Below are 21191 nucleotides of genomic sequence, written 5' to 3'. Positions count from 1 at the left end.
ATATGTATTGATTATTTTATACAAATCATAGAAGCATCGCTTTTATCGATGATGATGTTTTTAAGAATCGTACAAATATTGATAATTTGTACGATTTTTTTCACTTAAAATTATTTATAAATAAATTTTGAAATTTTCTGGGCAGCCAGAATGACTGATTCCGCCACTTTGCCATGAAATTCTGATTCATTATAGGTACTAATTGGGCAACTTACAGAGAGAACAGCGACCATTTCTTGGTTTGCTTGATTAAAAATAGGTGCCGCACAAGCAGCCATATCCGTATTATAGTGCCCCCAACTGACCATATAAGGTTGATTTTTAACAAAATCAAGACGCTCTAGTAGAGCATCTAAGTTTTTAGGGGTTCGTTCAGAAAAAACATCCCATTTTTGAAAATGAGCATATCGCTCTTGAATCTCAGTCTTAGATAATCGTGAAAGTAAAAGTTGTCCAATAACTGTGGCATGTGCTGGCCATCTTGTTCCAATATGAATGTTACTGGTAAATAATTCCGTTGATTGTAAGTTATGAATAAATAAGATGTTGGTGTCTTCAAGTATAGAGAGATGTACCGCAATTCTGACATGATCCCTCAATTCTTTTAGAATAGGCATTGCAAGCTCAATGAGTGACATTTCAGAAAGACTATTAAATCCTAACTTCATGACATTACTATCCAATGCATAAGTTTTTTGTGACATTTTTCTAAGATAGCCACAAGATTCTAATGTATAAATTAAGCGAAAAGCACTTGAACGATTAATCTCTAATTTTTCAGCAATTTCTGAAATTGTCATTTCTTGATGAACACGATCAAATAAATTTAATACAGCTAAACCTCGAACTAGGCCTGGAACGAGATAACGTTCTTCTTGATTTTTTTCTTGTTCTATATCCAGAGATAGTTCTGAGGAATATGAGCTCATATATTGCTCCCTTTTACTTAATTAAATTGGCTATGTCTTATAACAAGAACATGTATATCTCTTATTTTAACCATTTCATTAAAGCTAAACAATGTTTATATACAAAACAATATATTACATATAAAACGTAACATAATATTAAATATCATTAACTCATTCATATTAAATGAAAAATATAAGTTGACAAATCTTTGATCAAAATACTATTCTGGATATAAGTTTTAAATATTAAATAAAGTTTTGTATATGAAACATGGAGTGGGCTCATGAATTGGATTTCAGTATGTAAGGTAGAAGAGATTGCTGAGGAAGAGCCAAAGGCAATTGAAGTTGAGAATAAAAAAATAGGCGTTTTTTTAATCAATGAGCAATATTATGCGATTGAAAACGTCTGCCCACATGCTTTTGCCTTACTCACAGAAGGTTTTATAGAGGACTCAACGGTTGAATGTCCATTACATGAGGCAATTTTTGATATTCCAACAGGACGTTTAGAAAGTGGACCAGGATGTAGAGACTTATGTACATATCCAGTCCGAGTTGAAGATCATGAAATTCAGATTCAACTTTAATATGAATAATAAGGAATTTATCGCATGAAGCAATTTAATGAAAAGCTAGCAAGATGGATTAATTCGGTACCATCAAGTGAAGCTGGAATTAACAATATTCAGATTCCAGGACAAGTAGAGCATTTGGTATGGCAAAACCGTTATAAAGAGCCAAGCCTTTATGAACAGAATTTTGTTCAACAATTAATTCAGGCATTTACGAATGATGTAACGGAATTAAATGACTTGGTTGCAGCTTTAAATCAACAAGATTTTCGAAATGAGTCTGGCGACTTATGGACAGTTGAAAATTTTACCGCTGAAATGCAGCGCTTAGGATATTAACGGTTATAAGGACATATGATCATGACGATTGCAGAAATGAATGTTGAAAAATATTTAGACCTTGGTTTGCGTGACCAATGGTATCCAGTATTGGCAAGTTGGGAAGTGGCATCCAATCCAGTGGGAATTACACGTTTAGGCGAAAATATTGTGGTATGGCGTGATGATCAAGGTCAGGTACATGCTTTGGAAGATCGCTGTCCGCACCGAGGTGCCCGATTATCTTTAGGTTGGAATTTAGGAAATCGAGTCGCGTGTTGGTATCACGGTGTAGAAGTTAGGCATGATGGTATTGTTGAGGATGTGCCAGCAGTCCATGATTGCCCATTAAAAGGCAGTGATTGTGTTAAAAGTTATCAGGTTTTAGAACAGCATGATGCTATTTTTATTTGGTTTGGTCTCGATGATGCTGAAGCACCTGCAGAATTAATTTTACCTGATCAATTGGCAGATGAAGCATGGAGCTCATTTCTCTGCATGGCAGACTGGAAGGTCAATCATCAATATGCGGTAGATAATGTGATGGATCCAATGCATGGTACCTATTTACATTGCACCTCGCACTCAATGGCAGATGGTGAACGCACTGCTGAAATGAAACATCGTTCTACAAAGAATGGTTTTATTTTTGAAAAAGAAGGTCAAACAGGTGTGAATTTTGACTGGGTTGAATATGGTCAAACAGGCGCGGCTTGGTTGCGGTTATCAATTCCTTATCGTAAATCATTTGGTCCAGGTGGAGAGTTTTGGATCGTCGGATTTGCAACACCGATTGATGAAAAAAATACGCGTGTGTTCTTCTGGCGTTGTCGCAAAGTTTCTGGTTGGCAGCGTAATGTGTGGCGTTTCTTATATCGTAATCATTTAGAAAAACTACATTGGGATGTTTTAGAACAAGATCGAATTATTCTTGAGAATTTAGCACCGAATGCACGTCAACATGAATTCTTATATCAGCATGATGTGGGGCTATCTCGTTTACGTCGTTTAATGAAAAAAGAAGCTGAAAAACAAATTAAGAAAATTACTGCACTTCGAGAAACACAAGAAGAAAACCGGATTGAAATGAAGGAAGCTTCTAATGGTTAGTTCACCTATTTTGGCAGGTAAGCGTATTTTAGTCACTGGCGCGGCTCGTGGCTTAGGACGTGATTTTGCTCAAGCAATAGCTGAAGCTGGTGCATCGGTTGTGATGGCCGATATTTTAACTGAGCTTGTGCAACATGAAGCTTTAGCACTTTCAAGTCAAGGCTTGAAAGTTTCCGCTGTTACGATTGATTTGACACAAAAAGAATCAATTCAAACAGCAGTAAAAATAGCAGTTAAACAACTTTCTGGTTTGGATGGCTTAATCAATTGTGCAGCTTTAGCAACTGGGGTTGGTGGTGTTACGCTCATGGAGTATGACGAGTCACTTTGGGATCGTGTGATGACGGTGAATGTCAAAGGTACTTGGTTAGTGACGCAAGCTTGTGTTCCACATTTGAAAAAGTCAGGTGCAGGAAAAATTGTCAATATTGCCTCGGATACCGCAATGTGGGGAGCTGAGCGATTAATGGCTTATGTCGCAAGTAAAGGTGCATTAATTTCAATGACGCGCTCAATGGCGAGAGAGTTAGGCACTGACAATATTTGTGTCAATACCATTAGCCCAGGATTAACACTGGTAGAAGCTACAGAATATGTTCCACAAGCTCGACATGATTTATATGTTAATGGACGAGCAATACAGCGACAACAACTCCCACAGGATGTGAATGGCACAGCGATTTATCTGCTATCAGATTTATCTTCTTTTGTGACAGGACAAAATATTCCTGTAAACGGCGGCTTTGTATTTAATTAAGGAGTAACGGATGATTACAGGGATTGAGGTTCTTAAATTTGGGGTTGAAAATCGAAAAGAAACACAGACATTTTTGACCGATTTCGGTTTAACTGCAGTGACTTCAGATATTGATAATGCAGATTTATATCAAACTCAAAATGGCTGCAAAATTTATGTATTTGACCTAGAAGATCAGCGTTTACCTCAAGCAATAGAGGCAGGATCTACACTTCGTGAAGTGACATGGGGGGTGGAGAGTGAACAAGATTTAATCCATTTAAGTAAAAATTTACAGCATGAGCCTAGATTCACACATACCGCAGAGAAAGTGCAGTGTCTAGATCCGAATGGTATGACGATTGTTTTTGCAAAGACGATTACCAAAGAAATTTCTGAAGTAAAAACGGAGGGGATTAATCAATTTGGTCATATTCAACGGATTAATGCAGCGAGTCCTGTATATGAAAAAGCAGAACCAGTGGATATTGGACATGTTGTATTTTTCACACCAGATTTAGCAAAAACACAAGCATTTTATATTGAAAAGTTAGGTTTTTATTTATCTGATGCATATACCAACCGCGGTGCTTTTTTACGTTGTCGTGGTACAGGTTTCCATCATGATTTATTTCTTCTTTCAGTTCCGAACAAACCAGCTGGTTTAAATCATGTTGCATTTGTTGTTCGAGATATCCATGAAGTGATAGGTGGTGGTTTAAGTATGAATCGTCAAGCTTGGTCTACGTTTATTGGTCCAGGTCGACATCCTATTTCTTCTGCTTATTTTTGGTATGTTCATTCTCCTTTAGGCGGCGCATTTGAGTATTACACCAATGATGATTATTTGACAGAAGATTGGGTGCCACGCGAAGAAGAGCATCGTTTGGAATTATTCACTGAATGGGCAATTGAGGGTGGTTTAGACCATGAAACTCGTCGTCAAGTCAAACCTGCATAGCTACTCATGAAACTGGGGGAAAACAACATGAATCAAATCGTCATAGTTGGTGCAGGACAAGCGGCAGGGTGGGCAGTTCATACCTTGAGAAATCAAGGATATGATGGTGAAATTCATGTCATTTCAAATGAAAATCACGTGTTTTACGAACGTCCTCCATTATCTAAGCAAGTGCTTTCTAAAGAGGCACCTGTTGAAAGTTTAAATTTATTTACTTCAGATCAAATTAACGATTTTTCAGTGATTTGGCATAAACCAGATCATGCTGTGAAAATCGATAAAACGGCTAAAAATGTCTATTTAGAAAGTGGTAAGAAGTTAGCATATGACAAGCTCTTAATTGCCACGGGAAGTCGTGCACGTATTCCTGTGAATGCGTGGAGATCAATGGTTAATGTGTTTACCTTAAGAGATATTCAGGACTGTGAAAGTTTAGCTCAGAAGTTTCAACACGCAAAAAGAATTGCGGTTGTTGGCGGTGGCTGGATTGGTTTAGAAATTGCGGCAACAGCGCGTAAACAAGGCAAAGCTGTTGAAATTTTTGAGTATGGTTCTCGCTTATGTGCCAGAAGTGTCAGTCCAGAAGTTTCTGAATATTTAAAGAACTTACATGAGAATGCAGGCACAAAGGTACATTTGAATGCAACGGAATTACATCTCATTGAAACCTCAACTCAAAATATTGAAGTTTTTAATGCAACACTAAGTTTTGCTGAGTTTGATTGTGTTGTGGTCGGTGCTGGAGCTGAAATTGCAAATGAACTTGCTATAGAAGCAGAATTGCATGTCAAAGATGGAATTGTTGTGAATGAGTTTGGACAATCATCCGATCCTGATGTTTATGCAGCAGGTGATGTTGCGATACATCCTACGCTTGGTTACTGCATACAGTCTTGGGCAAATGCTCAAAATCAAGCCATTTCAGCAGCCAAATCGATGCTTGGTGAATTAACAAGTTACGAAGATATTCCCTGGTTATGGTCAGATCAATATCAATGCAATATTCAAATTTTAGGGGTGTATCAGCCTGATCAAACGGCTCAGGTCGTGATACGAGGAACAGATCCGAACCAACAAAGCTTTTTCTATTTAAATGAAAAAAATCAGCTCATTAATATGATTGCGGTGAATGAAGGAAAATTTGTGAAATTGGCCAAAAGATGGTTAGCAAATGCGAAAGAACTTGATCCACAACAATTAAAAGATCCTGATTTTAATTTAATGAAATTGAAATAGTCGAGTTAGGAAAACTCGCTTAATGCGTATTTAAAAGGATGTACCATGGAAAATGAAATAAAAACAGGTATAAAACATTGGACACCTGCAGTCATCTTAATGATTTGTGTGGTGCTGGCTTTTTTTGACAAGATCAGTATTGCCGTACTTTTTTCTGATTCAACCTTTCTCGATGTAATGGGAATTGGGCAAGATAAAGCCAAACTTGGTTGGTTGATGACAAGTTTTTTACTGGCTTATGGCTTTTCTTCAATGTTTTTAAGTTTTTTGGGTGATATTTTTTGCCCTAAAAAAATGTTGTTTTGGAGTGTCACCTCATGGGGTGTGCTCATGTTAATCATGGGATTCACAACTGACTTTACGACATTAATTATTTTACGCATCTTATTGGGTCTAGCAGAAGGTCCTTTATTTGCCTTAGCGTATACCATTGTGAAACAGACTTATACCGATCGTCAGCAAGCACGTGCATCGACGATGTTTTTACTTGGTACACCAATTGGAGCTTTTCTAGGGTTTCCAATTACCGCTTATGTTTTAGCGCATTATGAGTGGCATTCAACATTCTTTGTCATGGCTGCTTTAACGTTAATCGTCATGTTTATGGTTTCATTCGGCTTACGTGATTTAAAAATCAAACGAACTGTTGATTTAGAAGGTGTCGCTAAACGTGTCAATTTTAAAGAGCATGTGAGTAATACCAAAGCTTTATTCAAAAACAGCGCATTTTGGTTATTGTGTATTTTTAATATTGCATTAATGACTTATTTGTGGGGATTAAACAGCTGGGTACCATCTTATCTAATTCAAGACAAAGGCTTTAATTTAAAAGAATTTGGTATTTATTCAAGTTTCCCATTTATTGCCATGCTGATTGGTGAAATTGTTGGTGCCGTATTTTCAGATAAATTGGGTAAACGCGCTATTCAAGTCAGCGGTGGTTTATTCATCGCAGGTATTTTCATGTACCTCATGGTTATTGCTACAGATCCAATTATTGTAATTTTAGCAATGTCTTTAAGTGCAATGGCTTGGGGATTTGGTGTAGCCGCAGTATTTGCACTCCTTGCGCGTGTCACAACTGCAGATGTTGGTGCGACAGCAGGTGGTATTTTCAATGGTTTAGGTAATTTTGCGAGTGCAGCAGCACCCGTCATTATTGGTGCGATTGTAATGCAAACTGGCAGTTTCAATTTAGGAATCACCTTCCTTGCAGTGTTCTCTATCATTGGCGCATTTTTCTTAATTCCATTACTCAAACGCTATTAAAACAGCATTTCTATCCATAGGGCATGGTGCAGTATGGATAGGAAAAATCTAATAAACAGATTGAGTGTTTGTCATTAATCAACACAATTCAATCTAAATTGAAAAGGAGAAAATTTCATGACAACTCAACAATTTGAATCATGGAAACAGCCAGAAAATAAATCTTTAGAAGAGTGGATTGGTGGGCGGATTGCACGCTTTGAAACACGAAAATATGATTTCGATGCTTTGAAGTTTCAAGCAGATTACGACCCGAAATATCGCCGTGCTCAAATGCGTTACATGGGTACGGGTGCAACTGGTGTAGCAAGCGATAGTAATACTGTCTTAGCTGAAAACTTTACTTTTTCAACGATGGTATTACCACCGCAGTGTGAAGGACCTTTGCATATTCATCATGATGTTGAAGAAGTGTTTTTTATGCTTCGTGGTGAAATTGATCTCTTCATTGAACATGAAGGAGAAAAGTTTTCTACCCGTTTGAAAGAGCGTGATTTGATTTCAATTCCACCAGGTATTTATCGTGGTTTATTTAATCCAGGTCAAGATGATGCTCTGATGTGTGTGATGTTAGGAACAGGAAAACCAACGATTCCAAACTATCCACCTGAGCATCCACTTTCACAAATTAAACGTTAATTTTATTCAGGATATGAAGTGATGACTTTAATTGGGCAACTCGCACAATATGAATTAAAAACTATTCAGTTCAATGGTGTGCAACAGTCTTATCGTGAAGCAGGGAAAGGCAAGACCTTAGTGCTTTTGCATGGAATTAGCTCTGGATCTGGTTCTTGGGTAAAACAATTGCAAAATTTAAGTCCGTATTTTCATGTCATTGCTTGGGATGCACCAGGTTATGGAAAATCAGATGAATTAACAACGAAGCAACCCACTGCTCAGGATTATGCAAATCGATTGAAAGAGATGCTTGATGCATTGGCATTAAAAGATATTGTTTTGGTTGGACATTCACTTGGTGCATTACAAGCTGCTGCATTTTATGCTTTATATCCTGATGATGTGAGCGCCTTAGTTATTGCGAATGTTGCACAAGGTTATAAAGGCTTTGATGTTCAGCAACAGCAAGATGTATTTGAAAAAAGACCTAAAATGTTGACAGCATTAGGCGCAAAAGGGATGGCGAAATCCCGTGGTCCTTATTTGGTTGCTCACGCAACAACAGGTGTTTTGCAGTTTATTGAAGTCATTATGCAAAATATTCATCTGGTAGGTTTTACCCATGCATCATATTTACTGGCGTATGACTCCATTCAAAGTTATTTAAAGATTGGTCAAGCAAATACCATCGTCGTGATGGGAATGTCAGATAGCATTACCCCTGCAAAAGATATACAAGCATTGGCTGAACAATATCAACTCAACCCATGTTACCAAATTGAAGATGCTGGGCATTTGAGTTACCTCGATCAAGCCGAACAGTTTAATCAAATTTTATTGTCGCTTAACTAAACACAGATGTGAGAGATAAATATGAGCTTCCAATTAAATGGAAAAAATGCAGTAGTTACCGGTGGCTCGTCTGGTATCGGACTTGCAACTGTTGAACTTTTAGTTGCAGAAGGTGCGAATGTTGCATGGTGCGGCCGCAATGAAACACGTTTAAACGAGTCAAAAGCATTAATTTTATCTCGTTACCCCAATGCCAACATATTCACAGCAGTCTGTAATGTTTTAGATAAGGACGATGTACAGGCATTTGCAGATCAAGTACAGCATATTTTTGGTGGTGTGGATATTTTGATTAATAACGCAGGTCAAGGTCGAGTATCCAGTTTTGATACAACAGAAGATGAAGATTGGATGAATGAAATTCAATTGAAGTATTTTAGTGTATTACATCCAATTAAAGCGTTTTTACCTGTGTTAAAACAATCGTATTTTGCGTCTATTACCAATGTCAATTCATTGCTCGCTTTACAACCTGAGCCACATATGATTGCCACATCTTCTGCACGTGCAGCATTATTAAATTTAACCCATTCATTGGCACATGAGTTCTCACAATACAACATTCGAGTGAATTCAATTTTATTAGGTATGGTTGAGTCAGCACAGTGGAAACGTCGTTTTGAAACACGTTCAGATGAGAACCAAACTTGGGATGAATGGATTGGTAACATTGCAAAGAAACGTGGCATTCCAATGGCACGCTTAGGAAAGCCCGAAGAGCCAGCACGTGCTTTAGTTTTTTTGGCTTCCCCAATGGCCTCTTATACAACAGGTTCGACGATTGATGTCTCTGGTGGTTTTAATAAGCATTTATAAGGTGAACCTATGAAACAGTTAATGATGATTGGTTTTGGTGCAATGGCAAATGAAGTATGTGCTCATTTGCCGACAGATCTTGAATTGAAATGGATCGTGGTACCTGAACGCAGTGTTGAAAGTGTCATAAGCAAAGTTTCATCGGATGTGCATGTCATTTCAAATATTAATGAATGTTTTGGTGAACCTGATTATGTCATTGAAGTCGCAGGTCAAGCCGCAGTAAAAGAACATGCATTAAAAGTTTTGGAAAAAGGGTGGACGATTGGCCTGATTTCAGTAGGCACGCTGGCAGACACAGTATTTTTTGAGCAATTACAAAAAACTGCTGAGAAATCGGGAGCTCATTTACATCTATTGGCAGGGGCAATAGCAGGAATTGATGGTATTGCTGCCGCGAAAGAAGGTGGTTTAGAGAAAGTCACTTATAAAGGTTGTAAAAGTCCCAATAGTTGGCGTGGAAGTTATGCAGAACAATTAATTGATTTAGATCAAGTCAGTGAAGCCACTATTTTTTATACAGGAACTGCACGTGAAGCAGCCTTAAATTTTCCTGCAAATGCCAATGTTGCAGCAACCATTGCACTGGCAGGAATGGGAATGGATGAAACGAGGGTTGAACTGATGGTCGATCCTCATACTCATCAAAATAAACATACTATTGTCGCAGAAGGTCGTTTTGGGAAAATGACCATTGAAATGATGGGTGTTCCTTTGGAAGGAAATCCCAAGACTTCAACTTTAGCTGCATTGAGTGTTATTCGAGCATGTCGAAACAGTGTGGATGCAATTCAGATTTAAAAAGGAATAGGTAAATGCCATGGTAAAAGAAATTTATATTGCAGGTGAATGGCGCCTTGGTCGTGGAAATGTAATTCAAAGTTTATTTCCAGCAGATCATTCAGTCAACGCAGAGATTTCAACTGCAAGCTTAGAAGATGTTGAAGAAGCAATCATTAAAGCAGATCAAGCTTGGCGTAAACCTGAATGGCGTAATTCACTGCCACATGAACGTGCAAAAATTTTATATCGCGTAGCAGAGATTATTGAATCTCGTGTAGATGAATTATCTAAATTACAAACACGTGATAATGGTAAGCCACTCGCTGAAACTCGTGGATTGGTCATGAGTGCAGCAGCAACAGCCAGATTTAATGCTGCAGCATGTGAAACATTGAATGAAGAACTTACGACTCAACGAGCATCTGATTTTTTAACCATGAGTGTATATGAACCTGTAGGAGTTGTGGCTGCAATTACACCGTGGAATTCACCTATTGCTAGTGAAGTCCAAAAACTAGCGCCCGCTATTGCAGCAGGAAATGCAGTAATTTTAAAACCTGCAGAAGTGACCTCACTAATTGCACTAGAACTTGCCAAAATTTTTGAAGAAGCAGGTTTACCTAAAGGCATCCTAAGTGTTTTAGTTGGACGTGGTTCGGTGATCGGTGATGCCATTGCTCAGCATCCATTGGTACGTAAAATTTCATTTACAGGGGGAACATCAACGGGTCGTCATCTTGCACATATTGCCGCTGATAAACTGATTACTACATCGTTGGAGCTTGGGGGTAAATCCCCAACAATTGTATTCCCAGATGCAGATATTGAAATGGCTGCCAAAGGAATTGCTTACGGGATTTTCAGTTCAGCAGGTCAAGCTTGTATCGCAGGCTCTCGTTTATTTATCCACCAGTCAATTTATGACAGTTTCTTAAAGCGTTTAGTTGAAATTACTGAAGGCTTGCGTGTTGGGCATCCAGAAACACCAAATGTTCATATTGGATCGTTAATTAATCAAAAACACTTGGATTCGGTACATCGGTATGTCGAACTTGCTAAGTCAGAGGGTGGTACGGTTGTGACAGGTGGTGAAGCCATTACTGAAGGTGAGTTTGCAAAAGGGAGTTTCTATAAGCCAACTATTATTACTGGCTTAACCAATCGTGCTCAAACGTGCCAAGAAGAAATTTTTGGTCCAGTACTGGTAGTTTTACCGTACGAAAATGAACAAGATTTAATCGCTCAAGCGAATGATAGCTGTTTTGGTCTTGCTGCAGGAATTTGGACAGAAAATTATCGCAAGGCATGGAAAATCGCACGGACTTTAGAAGTCGGTACTGTTTGGATTAATACCTATAAAAAATTCTCTATTAGCGCACCTTTTGGTGGCTTTAAAGACAGTGGCATTGGTCGTGAAAAAGGACGTTTAGGAATATTGTCATATATGCAACAAAAAAGTATTTATTTAGGTCTAAACGAGCATGCCAATCCTTGGGCTGATTAACGTGATTTAGAAAGATAGTGTTGAGTAATAGAAAATTTAGGAATTTAAAGAAATAAGGAAGAATGAAATGACTGAAAGCGTAAATGTTGGTGAAGCAATTGCTCGTGTTTTAGAAGAACATCAAGTCGATAGCATTTATGGGGTAATCTCAATTCATAATTTACCTATTGCAGATGCAGTAGGTCGTCGTGAAAAAATTCGTTTTGTCGCTGCTCGCGGTGAAGCTGGTTCGGTAACCATGGCGGATGCACATGCTCGCTTTAAGGGGTTAGGTGTTGCATTAACCAGTACTGGTGCAGGTGCAGGTAATGCAGTCGGTTCATTAATTGAAGCGATGAATGCTGGTAGTCCAGTTTTACATTTAACAGGTCAAGTCGAACGCGAATATTTAGATCGCGATGCAAGTTTTATTCACGAGACAAAAGACCAACTGTCCTTTTTAAAAGCCTCAAGTAAAGCGGCATTTCGTATTACTAGTCCAGAAAATGCAGTTGGTGTAATTCGGGAAGCAATTCGTGTTGCAACGACTGTTCCGATGGGGCCAGTAAGTGTTGAAATCCCGATTGATGTACAAGCTGCAGAAATTGATTTACCTGCAAACTTAGGTCCAGTAAAAGCACTACAATTGCCTTTTGCCGAAGATACAGAAATTACTTTAATCGCAGAAGCAATCAAAAAAGCGAAACATCCAATCTTTTGGATTGGTGGGGGAACTTTAACTGCGGTTGATGAAATAAAAGCGATTGCAGATTTGGGTATCCCAGTGGTTTCCTCAACCCATGCACGAGGTGTACTTGCTGATGATCACCCAAGAACATTAGGTGCATTTCATAACTCAGCAACTGTAGAAACACTACTTAAAGAAGCAGACTTATTGGTGGTTGTCGGATCACGGTTACGCAGTAACGAAACAAAAACATATTCTGTAGCTTTTCCAGAAAATATCATTCAGATAGATGCAAACCCAGTTGCCCAGCAGCGTAATTATAAGATTTCTGAGTTTATTTGTGCAGATGCAAAAAATACGTTAGCGCGTGTTGTAGATGCTTTAAAAGATGTGAATAAAGTTGATGCTGAATATGATATAAAAATCAAAATTGCACGTGAAGGTGCAATTGAAGCCCTTCGTACTCAAATGGATCAATATGCTTTGATTTGTGACCATTTACGGAGTGCATTACCTGAAGATGGTATTTTTGTACGTGATATTACGATGTCAGGCAGTACTTGGGGCAGTCGTTTATTTCCAGTACAAACACCAAATAAAAATATTCATTCTTTGGCCGGAGCAATTGGTTTAGGTCTAGCACATGCAATTGGAACATCTATTGCCAATCCAAGCAAAAAAGTGGTGGGGCTTGTCGGTGATGGTGGGCTTATGCTCGGCATTGGTGAAATTGCCACCATGGTGCAAGAAAATACCGATATGGTACTGATGATTATGAATGATGGTGGTTATGGTGTAATGCGTGGCATTCAAAATAATTATTTTAATGGTCGTCAATATTTTAATGAACTTCATACGCCAGATTACAAGCTGTTGGGTGAATCTATGGGAGTTAAAAGCTGGAAAGTCGGGAGTGCAGAAGAGTTTAAAGTCGCGATCCAAGAAGCCGTTAATTTAAACGGCCCCGCAGTGATTGAATTAGATATGAATTCGATTGGCCCGTTGAAATTTGCAGGTCCTCCACAAAAGAAATTGTATTAATAATGTCATAAAAATCATGGCGTGGGTTTAATGCATAAGCCCACTAAAATTGAGTTGAAGGAAGAAGACAAATGCTCAAGAAACCTATTGTAAGCAAGATGAATTAATCACAATTTGGTAAAATTGTTATACCAGATGATCGCATCTTGATGTGAGGACATACATGAAAGACCCAAGGATTAAGGTGTATTTATGTATGGCATGATTAATTTTTTTTAAGTGAAAAATAAAATAAACATTGTTTTGTATATAAAACAATACAAACAAAGTTTAGCTAAAGGGGAAAAGGAATGAGAAAAACAGGATATGGAATAACATTTTTATTTGTCATGACAACCATTAGTTCACAGCTCTATGCGAAAGATGATCCATTAGAATGGAAAAGTGCTGATGGTGATAAATCCTTTAAAGTTGGTGGTCTTTTACGTTTTAATCACCGTTACGAACAATGGCCGGAAAGTGATAAACGGGGTGGAGGAAAACTAGATTTTGATATATTCCGCTTAGATTTAAAGGGAACTTATGGCGATTTTTATTTTAATGCCAGTCCGATTCTTCAAGATAAAGAAATGACGTCAATTGAGAAAGCTTATATTGGTTATAAGATCAATTCAAATCAGAATCTTGAAGCGGGTTTAGTCTATAAGCCATTTGCAATTTATCCATATCCACAAAACGGGTGGACCTATCATTTACCCTTCTTTTTAGGTTATGGAAATAATATTGCACCTGGGCTGAATTGGAGTTTTAACGATTCTGCTTGGGATATTAAATTAGGATACTATCCTCGAATGTTGGATACAAAACTTCGTTATTCACCTGAATCTGCGACTTATGATGAGTTATCAAAAAATCATTTACCTTTTCAAGCAGCCTATCAAAATGAAAAACGAAATCAGTTGAATACACGAGTAGTACATAAGTTTAAAACGGAAATTTTTGGGAAGCATGAAGTTGGTTTCTCAGGGGCCGTTTCTCAGTTATATAACACAACCACGAAAAAAGATGGTCATTATCATGCTGTTAGTATTCATACCGATAGCCATTATCAGCGTTGGAATTTACAGTCATCTATTATTCATTATGAATATGATGCAAAAAATCCGATTGGTGTAGATAATGATCGAACCCTCATGGGAGCTAATGGTTTAACACCAGCGTATTTTATTGCATCTGAGGGAACGGTATATAGTATGAATTTAGCTTATACCTTGCCCATTACAGAGATGGGAATGCTAAAGGCTATACGTTTTTATAATGATTATAGCTATTTAGATAAAGCGCGGAGTGGATGGAATGCATCACAAATGAATACAACAGGTGCCATGTTTATTGCAAAACCTTTTATGGTTTGGGCAGATTATACATGGGCTAAAAATGCAAATATATTGGGTGGAGCACAAAATGGAACAGGTTTAACATCTGGTCAAGATGCGAAATATTCCAACCAATGGTTATATCGAGTTAACCTTAATTTAGGTTTTACATTCTAAGTGTAAATAAACATTGATTATCTAGAACAATTGTTTAGCCTAAATAATCAAAATTAAATTTGGTCAAAAGTATGCTCATTTTATGCATTACTTTTGACCGATTAAGAAGAATATATAACCCTAAAATTGATCACGTTGATATACAACATAAAATGCTATTTATTCTTTTAAAAACAATATCTTGTGTTTTATTTCTAAAATAAATACAAGATTGGGTGAGCTTCAATTTGTTATATATGTTTAGCGTTCTAAACATCTCAAGTAAATAAAAAATGTTCAACCAATAAAAAATCGAGCTAATCACTTAGCCCGATTGAATAGGAAAACTATGAGTTAGACAGTAAATTAGTTTTCTTGTTGAATACCTGCAACTAACCAGTCTTGGCTAGAACCTGCGGGTTTAACAAAATGCCAAATTTCAGTGAATGGCTGAGGTAAACTATTTAAGTCTTCACTCACCGTACCTGTAAAGCGAACACTAATAATATATTGACCATTTTCCGTTGCAGAATCGGCAACCATTGCATTTAAATTTGAAAACTCAGCAACATCTTGATCTTGATTTGCCATGATGTCGTTATACATTGACTGATAAAGATCAGGTGTTAAATAACGTTGAATTTCAGACACATTACTTGCTGTATTCATGGATTGGATATGGTTGAAGCGTTGGCGTGCAATACGTAAAAATGCAGCAGGTTCGCTACCATCAGGTAATTGATTACCACTATTAGTTGATGCTGTTCCAAACGGGGCAGACGTTGCAGGAGTATTTGCAGAAGAACCACCAACATTTTGCCCAAAAATGTTGGTCGCATCATTTGATGGACGACTCGTTGGGGGAACTTGTCCAAATGGCGCCTGAGTAGGGCCACCATTTGGCGCATATGGATTAGAAGCTAGTTTTTTTTTTGCTCCGATTTTACGGAAGATAAAGAACGCAGCAGCAGCAAGAATGATCATCCAAATCCAACTTGGAATCCCGCCTTTTTCTTCTTGTTGCGCTTCTACTGGAGCAGCTTCTGCTTCGCTAGTCGCATGAGCTGGTTTATCATCAGCTAAAGCATTCGCTGCAACAGCACCAATTGCTGCACCAGCAACACCAGCTGCAACCATACCACCAACACCAGGACCTGATTTTTGTGCAGGAGCTGCGGTCGGTTGTTGTGCAGGAGCTGCTTGACGAGGTTGTTGGTAAGATTTTGAAGGTGCCGCTGAACGACTCATCCCTTGACTTTTACCACCACCAGCTCGCTTTGCTTCTGCAGCTAAAGGAGCAACCAATAATGCTGCAGTTAAAATACCAGCAAAAAAACCACGCTGTCGAACTTCCATTAAATTTTCCTGTCGAAATAAATCTAGTTTGAACTGTATATTTATATAGGCTTTGATTAAAATTTCAATAAAAAAATAGTTTTTTATTGAAATTCCCTTTACCAATAGAAAAATATATCAGTATCTCGGCTTATTCACTTAAGTTCATGGCTTCTGTGAGTGCTTCGTGTAGCCTTGCAACAGCAATAATTTGAACGCCTGCAATTTTATTTTGTGGAGCATTGGCACGAGGCACAATAATATATTTAAAACCATGTTTAATCGCTTCTTTTAATCGTTCTTGACCATTAGGAACTGGGCGAATTTCACCAGATAAACCGACCTCTCCAAAGACTGCAAGTTGTTGGGGGAGTGCTTTTCCACGTAAACTTGAGGCACAAGCTAAAAGTACAGCTAAATCAGAGCCAGTTTCTGTAATCTTTAAACCACCAACGACATTCACATAAACATCTTGTCCTGAAGTCTGTACGCCACCATGACGGTGCATAACTGCAAGCAGCATATTCAAGCGATTTTGTTCTAGCCCCAAAGCAACACGTCGCGGTTGACCATGTGCATCATCTACTAAAGCTTGAACTTCAACTAATAATGGACGAGTACCTTCACGGCTAATCATCACAATTGAGCCAGGAATAGCTTCATCATAGCGACTTAGGAAAATTGCGGATGGATTAGAGACTTCACGTAAACCTTTATCTGTCATGCCGAATACACCAAGCTCATTCACTGCACCAAATCGATTCTTTACAGCCCGAATCATACGATAACGCGAATCTGATTGACCTTCAAAATAGAGCACGCAATCTACCATATGCTCAAGAACACGTGGGCCTGCTAATGAGCCTTCCTTGGTTACATGACCAACAATAAATAAAGCAGTGCCACTATTTTTTGCAAATCGGGTAAGGAGTGCCGCTGACTCTCGAATTTGAGAAACACCACCGGGAGCAGATTGCAAGGTTTCTGTATAAAGCGTTTGAATCGAGTCAAGAATAGCGACAGCAGGACGTACTTGTGCCAATACTTCACAAATACGCTCTACACAGGTTTCAGCCATCACTTTTAAGTGGTCAGTGGGTAAATCAAGCCGTTGAGCACGTAAAGCAACTTGAGAAAGAGATTCTTCACCAGTGACATAAAGTGCTGCACTTTTGGCTGATGCCATATGAGTTGCCGTTTGAAGTAAAATAGTTGATTTTCCAATGCCAGGATCACCACCAATAAGTACAACAGAACCTGTGACTAGGCCACCACCTAATACCCGATCAAACTCACTAATGCCTGTTGCTAAACGGGTTTCATGTGACACAGAGATTTGATTTAAAGTTGTAATAGTTGACGCTTGACCTGCATACCCACCACCCATTTTAGGTTGAGCACGGTGGATAATTGCAGGCGCAATATTTACTTCGACGAGAGAATTCCATTCTCCACAATCTGTACATTGCCCAGACCACTTTGAATGATCAGCACCACATTGTTCACATCGATATACTGTTTTTACTTTAGCCATTTTTTTGAATAAACATAAAATTTAGATACAGCATACCTTTGAATGCGAAATAAAGAAAAGATGGTATGGAAAATGCTTAAACTGAGATAGTCGGCATGCGTATGAATGAAGAAATATGATGTCAGACATTTATGATGAGCAAAACTGAACCATTATTTCATATTCAAAATGGATAATATCAGTTGAAAAAATGTACGATGATATTACTATTGATGTCTTAAGAGAATAAGAATGCTTTGCATTAAATGGATGGATCCATAAAGTAGTATTTAAATTTTTTCGCTCTTTTATAAAAAAATGAATATGAAACTATCAAGTAATTCAAATTTTATTTGAATTTAGAATGTTTTGCGTTAAGTTGTCGAATTGGTGTAGTTATGGTGAATAAAAAAATGTCAGATCAAAAAATGAATTCGCCGGTAGAAAAAGGTGAACTAGAAAGAAGTTTATCGAATCGGCATTTACAATTAATCGCAATTGGAGGCGCAATAGGAACAGGACTGTTCATGGGATCTGGTAAAACGATTAGTTTGGCGGGACCTTCAATTCTTTTTATTTATATGATTATTGGTTTCATGATTTTTTTCGTGATGCGCGCACTTGGAGAATTATTATTATCGAATCTACAATATAAATCATTTATCGATTTTAGTTCAGATCTTATTGGTCCATGGGCTGGTTATTTTGTTGGTTGGACCTATTGGTTATGCTGGATCACTATTGGGATTGCAGATTTATCAGCAATTATTTATTACTTACAATTCTTTAATGGTGGTGCAGCATTTTCTCCTGGTGAAGGAGTAATGATTAGTATTGCATCCATTATTTTTATTATGGGATTGAATTTAGTTACGGTAAAATTATTTGGTGAACTCGAATTTTGGTTTGCCTTAATTAAAATTATTGCCATTATTGTATTAATTGCAGTTGGCTTATGGATGGTCGTTATTGGGTTTACCTCAGATTCAGGTCAAGTCGCATCATTTTCAAACTTATGGAAATATGATGGTTTATTCCCAACTGGTGCTCTAGGTTTTCTTGCAGGATTCCAAATTGCAATTTTTGCCTTTGTTGGGGTTGAGTTGGTTGGAACTACAGCAGCTGAAACCAAAGATCCTGAAAAGAACTTACCTAAAGCTGTAAACTCTATTCCAATTCGAATTATTATTTTCTATGTATTGGCATTGTTAGTGGTGATGTCTGTAACACCATGGAATGAAATTGATCCAACGATTTCCCCATTTGTAAATTTATTTAGTCAAGCAGGTATTGCAGCAGCCGCTATTATTATGAACTTGGTGGTACTTTCATCGGTAATGTCATCAATGAATAGTGGTGTCTTTTCTACAAGTCGCATGTTATTCGGTTTGTCTAGAGAGGAACAGGGTCCTAAAGTATTTGGTCGATTGAACTCACGTGCAGTTCCTGCCAATGCATTGTATTTTTCAGCATTATGTTTATTGTGTGGTGCAGCATTACAATACTTTATTCCTGATACCGTAAAAGCATTCACATTAGCAACAACACTTTCAACCATCTTTTTTATCTGTGTTTGGTTGATGATTATGTGGAGCTATATTGTATATTACAAAACACGACCTGAACTTCATGCGAAGTCGATATTTAAATTACCAGGTGGATTATTGACGTGTTGGGTCGTCATTATTTTCTTTATTGGTATCATTTATGTTTTATCATTAGAAGCAGATACCTTCCAAGCCCTTAAAATTAGTCCAATTTGGTTTGTTATTTTACTTATTGGTTATTTTTGCTTTTATAAAAAGAAATAAAATAAACAAGACTGATAAAAACGTCAGTTAATACTGGCGTTTTTTTATAACTAAAGCTAATCTTTTACGTTTAGGACTTTGGTCACGTTGGTGATCACGTTATACTTTATCGACAACATTATATTAGGTGGTCAGATGCGTCTCGTCATTTGCTGCATGAGTCTTCTCATTACAAGTAGTATGCTTGTCGCTTGTGGTCAAACAGGAGCATTACAGCTCCCAAATGATCCAAATTATGACAAGCGTGCAAAATATTTGATATATCCTGATGCAAAAGTTCCTACTTCCAAAGAGCAAAAATCAGTAGAATCTGTTCAACCACGGGTGAATACACCAGCATCAGAAGTTTTACCCTCTAAACCTTCAACTCAAACACCATAATCTTTCAACGAAAGGGATACATTCATGAGTTTCACCCGCATTAATGGGGTATTGCATGCAGAGCAATGTTCATTACAACAGCTTGCACAGCAATATGGCACACCACTTTATGTTTATTCAAAAACAACCTTTGAAAAACATTATTTAGATATGGATCGTGCATTTAACTTTATCGATCATCAAATTTGTTTTGCGGTAAAGTCCAACTCTAATCTTGCGGTATTGAATGTATTAGCCAAGCTTGGTTCAGGTTTTGATATTGTGACAGGTGGTGAGCTTGCACGTGTATTAAAAGCAGGCGGAGATCCTTCAAAAATTGTTTTTTCTGGCTTGGGAAAAACAGAGGCAGATATTCAAAAAGCATTAGAGGTTGGCATTGCTTGCTTTAATGTTGAATCTTATGCTGAATTAGATCGGATCCAGAAAGTCGCGAAAGCAATGCATAAAAAAGCACCGATTTCATTGCGTGTGAATCCTGATGTCGATGCCAAAACACATCCTTATATTTCGACAGGTTTAAAAGAAAATAAATTTGGTATTCCATCGGATGCTGTATTTGAAACATATCAATATGCAGCATCTTTATCACATTTAGATATTGTTGGAATAGATTGCCATATTGGTTCTCAATTGACAGAAACCCAACCATTTGTTGATGCACTTGATCGTGTCATGTTGATGATAGAACAATTAAAACAATTGGGCATTAAGCTAAAGCACGTTGATATTGGTGGTGGTTTAGGTGTCACTTATAAAGATGAAACACCGCCGTCTATTGAAGAGTATGCCAATGCACTCAAACCAGCACTTGAAAAACTCGGTCTGAAAGTTTATATGGAGCCGGGACGTAGTATTTCTGCAAATGCAGGTGTACTACTCACCAAAGTTGATTTACTTAAACCAACCAATCATCGTAACTTTGCGATTATTGATGCAGCAATGAACGACCTAATTCGCCCAGCGCTTTATGAAGCATGGATGGATATTCAAGAAGTGATACCACGTACAGATGTTGCAGCAAAAGAATGGGATGTGGTCGGTGCTATTTGTGAAACAGGTGATTTTCTAGGAAAAGAGCGTGTACTTGCACTGCAAGAAAATGATGTTTTGGCCGTTCTTGGTGCAGGTGCTTATGGTTTTGTCATGAGTTCAAACTACAATAGTCGAGGTCGAGCGGCTGAAGTGATGGTCGATGCGGATCAATCGTATGTCATTCGTGAGCGTGAAACCATTGAGTCATTATGGGATCGTGAACGTTTATTGCCTTAAGGAGTCATTC

The 21191-nt window shown here is 37.9% G+C and carries 20 protein-coding genes; 17 read left to right on the top strand and 3 right to left on the bottom strand.

The window, feature by feature from the left end; all coding sequences use genetic code 11:
• Positions 1–110: 110 nt before the first annotated feature.
• A complete protein-coding gene (locus B9T31_RS11680) occupies positions 111–929 on the bottom strand; it encodes an IclR family transcriptional regulator (RefSeq protein WP_086182127.1) in 819 nt (272 codons plus the stop codon).
• A 266-nt stretch (positions 930–1195) separates the two neighbouring features.
• On the opposite strand from B9T31_RS11680, the gene B9T31_RS11675 reads away from it, so the two are divergent.
• From B9T31_RS11675 to B9T31_RS11610, 14 genes are all read left to right on the top strand, one after another.
• Complete coding sequence (locus tag B9T31_RS11675) at positions 1196–1501, top strand: non-heme iron oxygenase ferredoxin subunit (protein WP_086182126.1); 306 nt, start codon at positions 1196–1198, stop codon at positions 1499–1501.
• Positions 1502–1525: 24 nt separating this feature from the next.
• Positions 1526–1825 carry a recombinase-like helix-turn-helix domain-containing protein gene (locus B9T31_RS11670; protein WP_086182125.1) on the top strand — a complete coding sequence of 100 codons (300 nt, stop codon included), beginning with the start codon at positions 1526–1528 and terminating at the stop codon, positions 1823–1825.
• Between the two features lie 21 nt (positions 1826–1846).
• Positions 1847–2914 (top strand): aromatic ring-hydroxylating oxygenase subunit alpha, encoded by a 1068-nt coding sequence (locus B9T31_RS11665; protein ID WP_228146027.1) that lies wholly within the window; start codon positions 1847–1849, stop codon positions 2912–2914.
• Positions 2907–3671, top strand: coding sequence for an SDR family oxidoreductase (locus B9T31_RS11660; RefSeq protein ID WP_086182123.1), 765 nt, complete (start codon positions 2907–2909; stop codon positions 3669–3671). The genes B9T31_RS11665 and B9T31_RS11660 overlap by 8 nt, the downstream gene beginning before the upstream one ends.
• Before the next feature lie 10 nt (positions 3672–3681).
• Positions 3682–4611: a VOC family protein gene (locus B9T31_RS11655; protein WP_086182122.1), complete on the top strand. Its 930-nt coding sequence runs from the start codon at positions 3682–3684 to the stop codon at positions 4609–4611.
• A 27-nt stretch (positions 4612–4638) separates the two neighbouring features.
• Positions 4639–5847, top strand: coding sequence for an NAD(P)/FAD-dependent oxidoreductase (locus B9T31_RS11650; protein WP_086182121.1), 1209 nt, complete (start codon positions 4639–4641; stop codon positions 5845–5847).
• A gap of 45 nt (positions 5848–5892) precedes the next feature.
• Positions 5893–7116, top strand: coding sequence for an MFS transporter (locus tag B9T31_RS11645; protein WP_086182120.1), 1224 nt, complete (start codon positions 5893–5895; stop codon positions 7114–7116).
• Positions 7117–7233: 117 nt separating this feature from the next.
• Complete coding sequence (locus tag B9T31_RS11640) at positions 7234–7755, top strand: cupin domain-containing protein (protein ID WP_086182119.1); 522 nt, start codon at positions 7234–7236, stop codon at positions 7753–7755.
• Between the two features lie 18 nt (positions 7756–7773).
• Positions 7774–8589 (top strand): alpha/beta fold hydrolase, encoded by an 816-nt coding sequence (locus B9T31_RS11635; RefSeq protein ID WP_213033237.1) that lies wholly within the window; start codon positions 7774–7776, stop codon positions 8587–8589.
• A 21-nt stretch (positions 8590–8610) separates the two neighbouring features.
• Complete coding sequence (locus B9T31_RS11630) at positions 8611–9405, top strand: SDR family oxidoreductase (RefSeq protein WP_086182117.1); 795 nt, start codon at positions 8611–8613, stop codon at positions 9403–9405.
• A gap of 9 nt (positions 9406–9414) precedes the next feature.
• The gene (locus B9T31_RS11625; protein ID WP_086182116.1) at positions 9415–10206 is read left to right on the top strand and encodes an aspartate dehydrogenase; all 792 of its coding nucleotides are present in this window, start codon (positions 9415–9417) and stop codon (positions 10204–10206) included.
• A gap of 19 nt (positions 10207–10225) precedes the next feature.
• Complete coding sequence (locus tag B9T31_RS11620; protein WP_086182115.1) at positions 10226–11692, top strand: aldehyde dehydrogenase; 1467 nt, start codon at positions 10226–10228, stop codon at positions 11690–11692.
• A 67-nt stretch (positions 11693–11759) separates the two neighbouring features.
• A complete protein-coding gene (locus B9T31_RS11615; RefSeq protein WP_086182114.1) occupies positions 11760–13400 on the top strand; it encodes a thiamine pyrophosphate-binding protein in 1641 nt (546 codons plus the stop codon).
• 290 nt (positions 13401–13690) lie between these two features.
• Complete coding sequence (locus B9T31_RS11610) at positions 13691–14893, top strand: hypothetical protein (RefSeq protein WP_213033236.1); 1203 nt, start codon at positions 13691–13693, stop codon at positions 14891–14893.
• Between the two features lie 345 nt (positions 14894–15238).
• Here B9T31_RS11610 and B9T31_RS11605 read toward each other — a convergent pair whose 3' ends face one another.
• Positions 15239–16228, bottom strand: coding sequence for a Tim44 domain-containing protein (locus tag B9T31_RS11605; RefSeq protein ID WP_086182113.1), 990 nt, complete (start codon positions 16226–16228; stop codon positions 15239–15241).
• Between the two features lie 130 nt (positions 16229–16358).
• Complete coding sequence (gene radA / locus B9T31_RS11600) at positions 16359–17741, bottom strand: DNA repair protein RadA (RefSeq protein ID WP_086182112.1); 1383 nt, start codon at positions 17739–17741, stop codon at positions 16359–16361.
• A gap of 392 nt (positions 17742–18133) precedes the next feature.
• Between radA and B9T31_RS11595 the strand changes: the two genes are divergently transcribed.
• From B9T31_RS11595 to lysA, 3 genes are all read left to right on the top strand, one after another.
• Positions 18134–19531 carry an amino acid permease gene (locus tag B9T31_RS11595; RefSeq protein ID WP_086182241.1) on the top strand — a complete coding sequence of 466 codons (1398 nt, stop codon included), beginning with the start codon at positions 18134–18136 and terminating at the stop codon, positions 19529–19531.
• Between the two features lie 135 nt (positions 19532–19666).
• Positions 19667–19912 carry an LPS translocon maturation chaperone LptM gene (gene lptM, locus B9T31_RS11590; protein ID WP_086182111.1) on the top strand — a complete coding sequence of 82 codons (246 nt, stop codon included), beginning with the start codon at positions 19667–19669 and terminating at the stop codon, positions 19910–19912.
• A 24-nt stretch (positions 19913–19936) separates the two neighbouring features.
• A complete protein-coding gene (lysA, locus tag B9T31_RS11585) occupies positions 19937–21181 on the top strand; it encodes a diaminopimelate decarboxylase (protein ID WP_086182110.1) in 1245 nt (414 codons plus the stop codon).
• The last annotated feature ends 10 nt before the right edge of the window (positions 21182–21191 follow it).

The organism is Acinetobacter sp. ANC 4558, from assembly GCF_002135375.1.
GTDB lineage: Bacteria > Pseudomonadota > Gammaproteobacteria > Pseudomonadales > Moraxellaceae > Acinetobacter.
The sequence above is the reverse complement of the archived record's forward strand: the minus strand, read 5'-3'. Positions and strand labels throughout refer to the sequence as shown.